This window comes from Sphingopyxis sp. EU05-FHT14B03, from assembly GCF_058790875.1.
The window spans coordinates 192418-203801 of the sequence record NZ_JBYTDC010000003.1 but is presented as its reverse complement, the minus strand read 5'-3'; the positions used below and the strand labels follow the sequence as shown (position 1 = coordinate 203801).

General features: G+C 65.7%; 7 protein-coding genes. All 7 read left to right on the top strand.

The genetic code is table 11. From position 1 onward, the window contains the following. Window positions 1-168 precede the first annotated feature (168 nt). The 7 genes from zwf to AC3WS4_RS17450 all read left to right on the top strand — a co-directional run bounded on the left by zwf (window position 169) and on the right by AC3WS4_RS17450 (window position 11382). A complete protein-coding gene (gene zwf / locus AC3WS4_RS17480) occupies window positions 169-1572 on the top strand; it encodes a glucose-6-phosphate dehydrogenase (protein ID WP_492738059.1) in 1404 nt (467 codons plus the stop codon). 207 nt (window positions 1573-1779) lie between these two features. Continuing rightward, entirely contained in the window at window positions 1780-3621 is a 1842-nt protein-coding gene (edd, locus tag AC3WS4_RS17475) for a phosphogluconate dehydratase (RefSeq protein ID WP_492736951.1), read from the top strand. A 92-nt stretch (window positions 3622-3713) separates the two neighbouring features. Beyond that, the gene (locus AC3WS4_RS17470) at window positions 3714-4337 is read left to right on the top strand and encodes a bifunctional 4-hydroxy-2-oxoglutarate aldolase/2-dehydro-3-deoxy-phosphogluconate aldolase (RefSeq protein WP_492736949.1); all 624 of its coding nucleotides are present in this window, start codon (window positions 3714-3716) and stop codon (window positions 4335-4337) included. A gap of 67 nt (window positions 4338-4404) precedes the next feature. Next, window positions 4405-5976: an HAD-IB family hydrolase gene (locus tag AC3WS4_RS17465; protein WP_492736947.1), complete on the top strand. Its 1572-nt coding sequence runs from the start codon at window positions 4405-4407 to the stop codon at window positions 5974-5976. A 3-nt stretch (window positions 5977-5979) separates the two neighbouring features. Next, window positions 5980-8328 carry a glycerol-3-phosphate 1-O-acyltransferase gene (locus tag AC3WS4_RS17460; RefSeq protein ID WP_492736945.1) on the top strand — a complete coding sequence of 783 codons (2349 nt, stop codon included), beginning with the start codon at window positions 5980-5982 and terminating at the stop codon, window positions 8326-8328. Continuing rightward, window positions 8321-9910, top strand: a complete 1590-nt coding sequence (locus AC3WS4_RS17455) for a wax ester/triacylglycerol synthase family O-acyltransferase (RefSeq protein ID WP_492736944.1) — start codon at window positions 8321-8323, stop codon at window positions 9908-9910. The genes AC3WS4_RS17460 and AC3WS4_RS17455 overlap by 8 nt, the downstream gene beginning before the upstream one ends. Before the next feature lie 23 nt (window positions 9911-9933). Next, window positions 9934-11382 carry a DUF3336 domain-containing protein gene (locus AC3WS4_RS17450; protein WP_056346077.1) on the top strand — a complete coding sequence of 483 codons (1449 nt, stop codon included), beginning with the start codon at window positions 9934-9936 and terminating at the stop codon, window positions 11380-11382. Window positions 11383-11384 lie beyond the last annotated feature (2 nt).

The following is an 11384-nucleotide window of genomic DNA, read 5'->3' as shown; positions in this document are numbered from 1 at the left end:
TTGCCAAGGGGCGACGTCGCCAGCACCTTCGTATCCGGCCTACGTATGCGCGTTGCATTCACGCGGTCCCTCCGCCATTTCTGCCGACGGATATTCAAGGGGACGATTGTGAGCGTCAAAGTCGAGACATTGATCCTGTTCGGGGCAACGGGCGACCTTGCTCAGCGCATGCTCTTTCCCTCGCTCTATAATCTCCACCTCGACGGGCTGCTCGCCGATGGGCTGACGATCGTCGCATCGGGCCGCTCGCAAATGGACCGCGCGGCGTGCCATCAAATGGTCCGCACAGCGCTCGGCGAGCACTTGCCCGAAGACCGGCTCGACAATGCGGCGATTGCGGCCTTTCTCGACCGGATCGATTATTGCCCGGTCGATGCGGGGGCGGGCACCGGCTATGACGCGCTCGCGGCGCTGCTCGGCGACCGGCTCGGCCGCCCCATCGGGGCCTATCTCTCGACCCCGCCATCGATGTTCGGGCCGATCGCGCAGGGACTGAAAAGCGCGGGCATCGCCTGCACCGAATGCCGCATCGCGATGGAAAAACCGATCGGCCACGACCTCGCCTCGTCGCATGCGGTGAATGCCGAGGTCGGCGACGCCTTTGCCGAAGACCATGTGTTCCGCATCGACCATTATCTCGGCAAGGAAACCGTCCAGAACCTCCTCGCGCTGCGCTTTGCCAACATGTTGTTCGAACCGCTGTGGAACGCGCAGGCGATCGACCATGTCCAGATCACCGTCGCCGAGACGGTCGGACTCGAGGGGCGCGTCTCCTATTATGATGGGGTGGGCGCGCTCAAGGATATGGTTCAGAACCATATGCTGCAACTGCTCGCGATCATCGCGATGGAGCCGCCGGCCAGCGTCACCTCGACCGCCGTGCGCGATGAAAAGGTCAAATTGCTCCGCAGTTTGCGCAAGATGAAGCCCGAGGATGCGAAGACGCACAGCGTCAAGGGCCAGTACGTCAGCGGCGCCGTCGGAGGCGCGGCGGTGACCGGATATGCCGACGAGCTGGGCCAGTCGTCGAACACCGAGACTTTCGTCGCGATCAAGGCGTTCATCGACAATTGGCGCTGGAAGGGGGTGCCCTTTTACCTCCGCACCGGCAAGCGAATGCCCGAGCGCAAGTCGGAGGTGCTGATCCAGTTCAAACCCGTACCGCATAATATCTTCGCACGCGTCGGCGCGCCGAAGCTCGACGCCAACAGCATGATCATCAATCTCCAGCCCGAAGAGAATATCCGGGTCAAGGTGATGGCCAAGCAGCCGGGGCTGGATCGCGACGGCGTGAAGCTGAAAGAGGTGACGATGGACGTCTCGCTCTCGCACAGCTTTGCCGGCGAGCGGCGGCGCATTGCCTATGAGCGGCTGCTGCTCGACTTCATCGAGGGCGACCAGACCCTGTTCGTGCGCCGCGACGAGGTCGAGGCGCAATGGCAGTGGATCGATTCGATCCGCGACGCCTGGGCGGCGGTCGACCTGGCGCCGCAAAATTACACCGCGGGCAGCTGGGGACCGAGCGCGGCGATCGCGTTGATCGAACGCGATGGGGCGAGCTGGCATGATTGATCGGGCTTCTTCCCGTCTCCCCTTGAGGGAGAAGGATACGGAGCCTTGCGCCGCAGGCGCTAGGCGCAGTTGGATGAGGGGTTGCGAGCCCCTGGCTCGCGCGGCCGCAGGGCGACCGCAACCCCTCACCCAGCTTCGACTAAGCGGCTACGCCGCCAAGTCTTCGCAACCCTCTCCCTCAAGGGGAGAGGGGATCAGGAAATACCCATGACCAGCCTCCACCCCGCCATCGCCGCGGTCACCGACCGCATCATCGAACGCAGCGCCACGCGCCGCGCGGCCTATCTCGACCTGATGGACCGCCAGCGCGAGGCGGGAACGAACCGCGGCAATCTGTCGTGCGGCAACCTCGCGCACGGCTTTGCGGCCTCGGGCGAGGACAAGCCCGCGATCCGGTCCGGCGCCGAAATGAACATCGGCATCGTCACCAGCTACAACGACATGCTCTCGGCGCATCAGCCCTATGGCCGCTATCCCGAGCAGATCAAATTGTTCGCACGCGAAGTGGGCGCGACGGCGCAGGTCGCGGGCGGCGTTCCCGCGATGTGCGACGGCGTGACGCAGGGGCAGGCGGGCATGGACCTGTCCTTGTTCAGCCGCGACAATATCGCGCAGGGCACCGTGATCGCGCTCAGCCATGCGATGTTCGAGAGCGCGCTGCTACTCGGCATCTGCGACAAGATCGTTCCGGGGCTGCTCATCGGCGCGCTGCGTTTCGGGCATCTGCCGCAGATTTTGATCCCCGCCGGGCCGATGCCCTCGGGCCTCGCGAACAAGGAAAAGCAGCGCGTCCGCCAGCTTTATGCTGAAGGGAAAGCCACTCGCGACGAACTGCTCGAAGCCGAGGCGGCGAGCTATCATGGCGCGGGTACCTGCACTTTCTACGGCACCGCGAACAGCAATCAGATGATGATGGAGCTGATGGGACTGCATATTCCCGGCAGCGCCTTCACCAATCCCGGTACCAAGCTGCGGCAGGAACTGACTCGCGCGGCGACGCATCGCATCGCGCAGATCGGCTGGGGCGGTGAGGATTATCGCCCGCTGTCGCGCTGCGTCGATGAGAAAGCGATCGTCAACGCGGTGATCGGCCTGCTCGCCACAGGCGGATCGACCAACCATGCGATCCATCTGCCCGCGATCGCGCGCGCGGCGGGGATTATCATCGACTGGCGGGATTTTGACGAACTCAGCCACGCGGTGCCGCTGCTGGCGCGCGTCTATCCGAACGGCGCGGGCGACGTGAACAATTTCCATGCGGCGGGCGGCATCGGCTTTGTGGTGCGCGAACTGCTCGATGCGGGTCTGCTGCATGACGACGTGTTGACCGTCGGTGGGACGATGGCCGACTATTCGGCCGAGCCCATGCTGGTCGAGGACGAACTTCACTGGCAGGCGGTGCCCGCGAAAAGCCGCGACGACGCCATCCTCCGCCCCGTCGCGACGCCTTTCTCGCCCGACGGCGGGATGCGCCTGCTCGCAGGCAATCTCGGCCGTGCGATCATCAAGACCAGCGCGGTCGCCGAGGACCGCTGGACGATCGAGGCGCCGTGCCGGATCTTCGACACCCAGGACGCGGTGCTCGCGGCGTTCAAGGCGGGCGAACTCGAACGCGATGTGATCGTCGTCGTGCGCTTTCAAGGACCGCGCGCCAACGGCATGCCCGAACTGCACAAGCTGACCCCGGCATTGGGCGTGTTGCAGGATCGCGGTTTCCGCGTCGCGCTGCTCACCGACGGCCGCATGTCCGGTGCCAGCGGCAAGGTGCCTGCAGTGATCCATCTTTCGCCCGAAGCGCTGCCCGGGACCGACGGTGTCAGCGGCCCGCTCGCCTATTTGCAGGACGGCGACATCGTCCGTGTCTGCGCGGTGACCGGCGAAGTCGTGGCGCTCGTCGACGAAACCCTATGGGCCGCCCGCACGCCCGCCGTCGCCCCGCCGCCCGCGCTGGGCGTCGGCCGCGAATTGTTTGCGCTGTTCCGCATCCATGCCGACGAAGCCGAAAAGGGCGGGTCGGCGGTCTTGGCGGCGATGGAGACCGTGACCTAATCCGTCGCCCCCGCGAAGGCGGGGGCCGCCATCGGCCTCGCGCCACCTTGCCAACGGCCCCCGCCTTCGCGGGGGCGACGAAGGAAAAAGACATGACCGACCAAAGCATCGACCAGATCATGCGCCTCGCGCCCGTCATCCCGGTGATCGTCATCGACCGGGTCGAAGACGCGGTGCCGATGGCGGAGGCGCTCGTCGCGGGCGGCCTGCCGGTGCTCGAGGTTACGCTGCGCACCCCCGCCGCGCTCGATGCGCTGACCGCGATGAAGGCGGTGAAGGGCGCGATCGTCGGCGCGGGCACCGTGCTCGACCCCGCGATGCTCGCCAGTGCGATCCATGCCGGCGCCGAATTCATTGTGTCGCCAGGGCTCACCGACAATCTCGGCAAGGCGGCGGTGGCGAGCGGCATTCCTTTCCTGCCCGGCACCGCGAACGCCGGCGATATCATGCGCGGGATGGACCTCGGCCTCGACCGCTTCAAATTCTTTCCCGCTGCGACCAGCGGGGGCATCCCGGCCTTGAAAGCGCTCGCGGGCCCCTTCGGCCAGGCGCGTTTCTGCCCGACCGGCGGCATCACCCCCGCGACGGCGCTCGACTGGCTCGCCCTCGACGCCGTGCTGTGCGTCGGCGGCAGCTGGGTGGTTCCGTCGGGGCCGCTCGACCCGGCGCGGATCGAGGGGCTGGCACGGGAGGCGTCGGCGCTTTCGCGCCATTGATTAACCCCATTTTACCTGTCATCGTGCAGGGATAAGCGGCAATATAGCCGTTCGTGGGGAGACAGGCGTGCCGAGACCGCAGCCGCATCTGGAAGAAGTTCTCGCGTCCGAGCCCGGGCCGCATATCGCTGCGCTGTTCGATTTCGACGGCACGATCATCTCGGGCTACTCGGCGACCGCGATGCTGCGCGAGAAATTCCAGCGCCGCGAAATGTCGGTCGAGGAAATCGCCGAAACCGCACAGATTATCGCGCAGCACAGCCTCGGCACGATCGGCTTTTCGGGGCTGATGTCGGGCGCTGCAAAGTTCATGAAGGGTGTCGAAGAAGAAAGCTTCATCGAGTTCGGCGAGGAACTCTACAAGAAGCATATCGCGCGCAAAATCTATCCCGAAGCGCGCGCGATCATCGAGGCGCATCAGGCCAAGGGCCACCGCGTCGCGATCATTTCGTCAGCGACGATCTACCAGATCGAACCGACCGCGCGCGACCTTGGCATCGAACATATCAAATGCTCGGCCTATGAGATCGAGGATGGGGTGTTCACCGGCGACATCATCCGGCCTTTGTGCTTCGGCGAGGGCAAGGTGCTCGCCGCTGAGGAACTGGCCACCGAGTTCGGCCTCGATCTCGATCAGAGCTTTTTCTATTCGGACAGCGACGACGATATCGAACTGCTCGAACGCGTCGGCAAACCGCGCCCGCTCAACCCGAACCTCAAGCTGAAAGCCATCGCCGAGGAAAACGGCTGGCCGGTGCAGCGCTTCGGCAGCCGCGGTACCCCGTCGTGGGTCGACTATACCCGCACCATTTATGCCACCGGCTCGCTCGTCGGCGCCTTTGCCGCGGGCCTGCCGATCTGGGCGCTGACCCGCTCGCAGCGCGAGGCGGCGAATTTCTCGATCGGGCTGTTCGGCGACTTCGCGACCGCGATCACCGGCGTCGAGCTCGAGGTCGAGGACGAGAAAAATCTCTGGTCGTCGCGCCCTTGCGTCTTCATTTTCAACCACCAGAGCAAGGCGGACGTGATGATCCTCGCCAAGCTCATCCGCCGCGACATGGGCGGGGTGGGCAAGAAGGAGATCAAGGACATCCCCATCCTCGGCAAGCTGATGGAATGGGGCGGCACCGTCTTCGTCGATCGCGCCGACGGCAAGAGCGCGATCAAGGCGATGGAGCCGCTGGTCGACGCGATCCGGGTCGAGGGCAAGTCGATCTGCATCTCGCCCGAGGGCACGCGCAGCCTGACGCCGAAGCTCGAGCCGTTCAAGAAGGGCGCTTTCCATTTGGCGATGCAGGCGGGGGTGCCGATCGTCCCGATCGTGATCCACAATGCGACCGACGTCGCGCCGAAGAATGAGTTCGTGATGCGCCCCGCGACGGTACGGGTCACCGTGCTGCCGCCGGTCGACACGTCGGAATGGACGCCGCGGACGATAAATGGTCATGTTCGCGATGTGCGGAACATGTTCCTGCGCACGCTCGGCCAGCCCGAAGAGACGGTGGCGGAATCGGTGGCGACCGAACCGAAGCCAGCGCCGAACGAGGAAAAGGCGCCGAAGAAGCCCGCGGCGAAACCCGCAGCCAAGAAAAAGCCGCCCGCGAAAAAGCCGGCGGCCCGCAAGGGAAAGACCGGCTAAGCGGTGGCCGACGGCACGCCCCGCATTCCGATCGTGGCGGAAGAGGCGGCCGACCGGCTCTATATCATCGACGCGCGCAATGGCGTCGAGCGCCGGTTGCTGCTCGACTGGATCCACGCGACCGCGGGGGACAGCGAGCCCGCCTGGACCAGCCTCGACATCGAGGATGACGATCATGCACTGCCGCTCGACATGCTCCGCGCCCGCCTCGGCGGCGCGCCTTCGCGCCAGGTCGTGCCGCTGCGCGTCGCCTGGCGCATCCCGGGCTTCGATCGCGACCGTGCGCTCAAATTCCGCCACCTGATCTTCGGCGATCCGCGCCATCCCGGGCCGCTGCGCTCGCGCCTGATCCTGCTCCGCGACCGGCGCCGCGCGCAGATCCTGGTCGGCGAGGCGGCGTCGCTCGACACGCTGCGGACCCGCTATTGCGCGCAGACCGGCGGCGGCGATGGCGAGGGGACCGACAGCCCCGAATTCGCGGGCTTTGTCGCGCGGCAGGCCGCGCTCGCGCTCGACGTCGCCGAACGCGGGGTACGCGGCACGCGCTACAAGGTGCCGCGCTTCGTCGCCGACTCCTTACGCACCAATCCCAAGTTTCGCGGCGCGCTTGCCGAGCTGGCCGTGACGCTTGGGCGCCCCGTCGGCGACCTCTACCGCGAGGCGCGGCCGCTGATGAAGGAGGTCATCGCGCGGCCTTCGGCGCTGTTCCTCGACCTGCGCGCGCGCGTCGACCGCATGATGTTCGGCGGCTACGCGCCCGAGATGGAGGTCGACGCCGCCGAACTCGCCAAGCTGCGCTCGATCCTGCGCGAGCATCCCACCGCGATCCTGTTCACCCACAAGACCTATATCGACGGCGCGACCCCCAGCCGGCTCGCCTATGAGAATGACCTGCCGATGCTGCACCTGTTCGGCGGTGCGAACCTCGACATCGCGGTGATGGGCGAGTTCTACCGCCGCTCGGGCATGATCTTCGTGCGCCGCAGCTTCCAGGACCAGCCGGTCTACAAGCTGGTGCTGCGCCATTACATTGCCTGGTTGCTTGCCAAGCGCTTCCCGCTCAGCTGGGCGTTCGAGGGGACGCGGTCGCGCCTCGGCAAGCTGATGCCGCCGAAGTACGGCCTGATGAAATATGTCCTCGACGCCGCGCATGCGACGGGGACCAAGGGGGTGCATTTCGTGCCCTTCGTCACCAGCTTCGACCTGATCCTCGACGTCGAGGAATATGCCGCCGAGCAGACGGGGCGGGTGAAGAAGGCCGAAAGCCTCGGCTGGTTCGTCGGCTATATGCGCAACCTCAAGAAACCGTCGGGACGCATCCGGCTCGACATCGGTAAGCCGATCGTGATCGAGGATGCCCCGGGTCCCGAGGACAAGCGCGCGCTCGAAAAAATCGCTTTCTCGGTCGCGGTCGAGGCCAATCGCGTCACCCCGCTGACGGTGTCGTCGGTGATGTGCCTGATCCTGCTCGGCACCGCACCGCGCGGCGTCACCGCCGCCGAACTGCTCGCGACGATCGGCGCGGTGAAGACATGGGCACAGGTGCGCGGGGTGCGGCTGAGCAAGGAACTCGAAAGCGCCGACGACCGGGCGCTGTCGAGCACCGTCGACACGCTGGTCGAGAGCGGGCTGCTGACGCGATACGAAGCGGGCAGCGAAAATGTCTATTCGATCGACCCCGCCAAACATCCGATGGCGAGCTATTACCGCAATATCATCGTCCATCATTTCCTCGACCGTGCGATGATCGAGATCGCGCTGTTCCAGCTCCGCGATGCCGACAGCGGCGATGCGACCGCCGCTTTCTGGGCGCATGTCGATCGCCTGCGCGACCTGTTCAAATTCGAATTCTTCTATCCGCCGCGCGACGAACATCATGCCGCGATCGCGGCCGAACTGGCACGCATCGACCCGACTTGGGCGAAGCGGCTCGCGAGCGGCGACCGCGGCGTGGCGCAGCTCATCCGCCGCTGCCAGCCGCTCGTCGGCCATGCGGTGCTGCTTTCCTTTGCCGAGGCCTATTCGGTGGTTGCCGACATCTTGTCGCGCGCGCGGCCGGGCGAGGCGGTCGATGACAAGGCCATCGAGGCGGCCGCGCTGGTCGAGGGCAAGCAGGCCTGGCTGCTCCGCCGAATCAGCAGCGAGGCGGCGATCGGCAAATTGCTCTTTGCCAACGGCTTGTCGCTGATGCGCCATATGGGGCTCGCCGAACCCGCGACCCCCGACATTCTCGCCGCGCGTCGCGCGCTGCTGATGGAACTGCGCGGGCTCGCCAACGTCATGGAATCGATGCGCCTCGCAACTCTGGCGCTCGCCGACCGATTGCCGACCACAGGAGGACAGGATGCTTAAACAGCTCAGCGCGCAGGACGCCCAGTTCCTCTACACCCAGACCGCGAACAATCTGACCCACATCATGGGCGTCTATATCTACGATCCCTCGACCGCGCCGGGCGGCTTCGTGCGCTTCAAGGACATCATCCGCCACGTCGAAAGCCGCGTCCACACCTCGCCCCTGTTCAAGCGGCGGCTGCACCGGCTGCCCTTCGACATGGACCATCCCTATTGGGTCGAGGACGAGCATTTCGACATCGAGGCGCATATGAGTCATGCGCGCCTGCCCGAGCCCGGCGACTGGCGGCAGTTCTGCATCGCGGTCGCGCGCTATTTCTCGAAGCCGATGGATATGAACCGCCCGCTGTGGGACATTTATATCATCGAGGGGCTCGACCGGATTCCGGGGATTCCGAAGGGCAGCTTCGCGATGCTCCACCGCGTCCACCATGCTGCGGTCGACGGCGCCTCGGGCGCGCACGCCTTCATCGCGATGAGCGACATCGACGCACAGGGTACGCCAGCGATTCCCGCGCCGCCGCCGTCGGAGGATCTTGGCCGCGCACCGTCGAGCGCCGAGACGCTGACCCGCGCCTGGTCGGCATCGATGCAGTCGCCGGTGAAGTTCGTGAACGCGCTGCTCAAGGTTTCGCCCGCGATCGTTGCCTCGGCGCGCAAGTCGATGGCCGAGGGCGGGATGACCGCCGGGGTCCCCGAAACGCGCTTCAATGCGCCCGTCGGCCCGCACAAGATGTTCGACGCGACCACCGTCGCGCTCGCCGATGTCGCGGCGATCCGCAAGAAGGTGCCGGGCGCGACGGTCAATGACGTCGTGCTCACCACCGTCGGCGGGGCGCTGCGCAAATATCTCGCGAAGCACAAGGAACTGCCGAAGGAGAGCCTCGTCGCCGTCGCGCCGATCAATCTGCGCGGCAAGGACAAGGGCGCCGGTAAGGCGTCGACCCCGGGCAACCAGGTATCGGCGATGAGCGTGCCGATCCGCACCGATATCGCCGATCCGCTGGAGCGGCTCGCCGCAGTGCGCGACTATACGGTCGAGGCCAAGGAGGCGAAGGCGGGGGTCAGCGCGCGGATCATGACCGACCTGTCGCAGCATATTCCGGGCGCGACGATGGCCGCAGTCGCGCGCATCCTGACCAGCGAACGCTTCGCGGTGCGCGGCACCAACCTCTTCATCTCGAACGTGCCTGGCGCGCAGGTGCCGCTCTATCTCGCGGGTGCGCAACTGGTGCAGCAGCATGGCATGGCGCCGCTCGCGAACAATATGGGGCTGTTCATCGCGACGCCGAGCTATAACGGCCGCATTGCCTTTTCGATCATCGGCGAGCGCGCGATCATGCCCGACATCGCCTTTTTCCGTGCGTGCATCGACGAAAGTTTCGCCGACCTGATGGCGGCGGAACCCAAGCCCGAAAAGCCCGCACCAACACCCAAAGCCGCTACGGCAAAGCCGAAAGTGGCGGCCAAACCCAAGGCCGCAGTGAAGCCCGCAGCCAAAAGCGGGACGAAACCCACCGCCAAGCCCGCACGGAAACCGGTTGCCAAAGGCAACGCAACCCGCAAGACTCCGAAAAAATAAACCATGTCTCGCAGGATCACTGAATGCTTTTCACCCCGACGCTCAGCGCCGACCGCGATCTCGTGACCGCGTCCGATTATATCGCCTGGACCAAGGCGGCGCGCGAGCATGACAAGAAATCGGGGATGCAGGTCTGGCGCGATGCCGACGAAAGCAAGCATTTCGATTATAAGGCGATCCGCGCGCGGCTCGAACGGCTGCGCAGCCTGTCGGCGGCGGGTGACGTCAAGGGGCTGCTCTTCGTTCTCAACGAGGGCATCCACGGCAATATCGACGGCATGGGGCACGAGCGCCTCTATTCGAAGGCGCGGTTTGGTACGAAGCGGCTGATCGAGGAGTATGTCGCAGAGGTTGTAGCGGCGCTCGACAGGATCGCGGCGTCGCGCAGCATCGGACGCGAAGAAAAACGCGACTTTTTCCGCCGCGCCCAGCATTGCTACGGCCGCTCGGCACTGTTGCTCTCGGGCTCGGGAAGCTTTCTTTTTTTCCATATCGGCGTCGTGAAAGCGCTTTGGGAAGAGGGCGTGCTGCCCGCGATAATGTCCGGCGCCAGCGGCGGGTCGATCGTCGCGGCGGTCGTCTGCACCCGCAAGGATGCCGATATCGGCGCCTTCCTCGAAAGCGACCGCCTCGCCAACCCGGCGCGCGGCCCCGACACGCGGCGCCTGGCGCCCGACGAGGTCCGCGCCCGGCTCGCCGACCTGATCCCCGACCTGACCTTTCAGGAGGCCTATGAGGTCAGCGGCCGCCACCTCAACGTCTCGGTCGCGCCCGCCGAGAAGCATCAGAACGGGCGGCTGCTCAATGCGATCACCGCACCGAACGTCCTGATCCGCGAAGCCGTACTCGCGTCCTGCGCGGTGCCCGGCGTCTTCCCGCCGGTGATGCTGATGGCGCGCGACGACAAGGGCGCGCGCGTGCCGTACCAGCCCGACCGGCGCTGGGTCGACGGGTCGGTGACGCACGACATCCCGACCAAAAGGCTCGAACGCCTGTATGGCGTCAATCATCATATCGTCAGCCAGGCGAACCCGATCGCGCTGCCCTTCGCCAGCGACACCCGCAAGCAGATGGCGCCGATCGAGGCCATCCAGCATGCGTCGATGGCGACCTTCAAGGCGTGGCTCAACGCCAATATGGTGATCTTCCAGAAACCGCTCGAGATGATCCCGCCGCTCAACAGCATCGCGAACATGGCGCGCTCGGTGATCAATCAGGAATATACCGGTGACATCAACATCATCCGCCCGCCCAAATTCTGGTCGCCGACCAAGATTTTGAGCGACCTGGCGCAGGACGATATCGACGAACTGATCGACACCGGCCAGCGCACCGCCTGGCCCAAGGTCGAAATGGTGCGCACCCAGACCGCGATCAGCCGCGCGCTCGAAGGGATTTTGGCGAAGCTCGACAAGGCGGGCGACGATGGTCCCGGCCACCGCAGCACGGCGCTGAAAAAGGCGGTGCGCTGACG

Excerpts from the sequence above, each read along its gene's own strand:
- AC3WS4_RS17470 (WP_492736949.1), top strand. The coding sequence starts at position 3,714 with ATGACCGACCAAAGCATCGACCAGATCATGCGCCTCGCGCCCGTCATC.
- zwf (WP_492738059.1), top strand. The coding sequence starts at position 169 with ATGCTCTTTCCCTCGCTCTATAATCTCCACCTCGACGGGCTGCTCGCC.
- AC3WS4_RS17455 (WP_492736944.1), top strand. The coding sequence starts at position 8,321 with ATGCTTAAACAGCTCAGCGCGCAGGACGCCCAGTTCCTCTACACCCAG.
- AC3WS4_RS17450 (WP_056346077.1), top strand. The coding sequence starts at position 9,934 with ATGCTTTTCACCCCGACGCTCAGCGCCGACCGCGATCTCGTGACCGCG.
- edd (WP_492736951.1), top strand. The coding sequence starts at position 1,780 with ATGACCAGCCTCCACCCCGCCATCGCCGCGGTCACCGACCGCATCATC.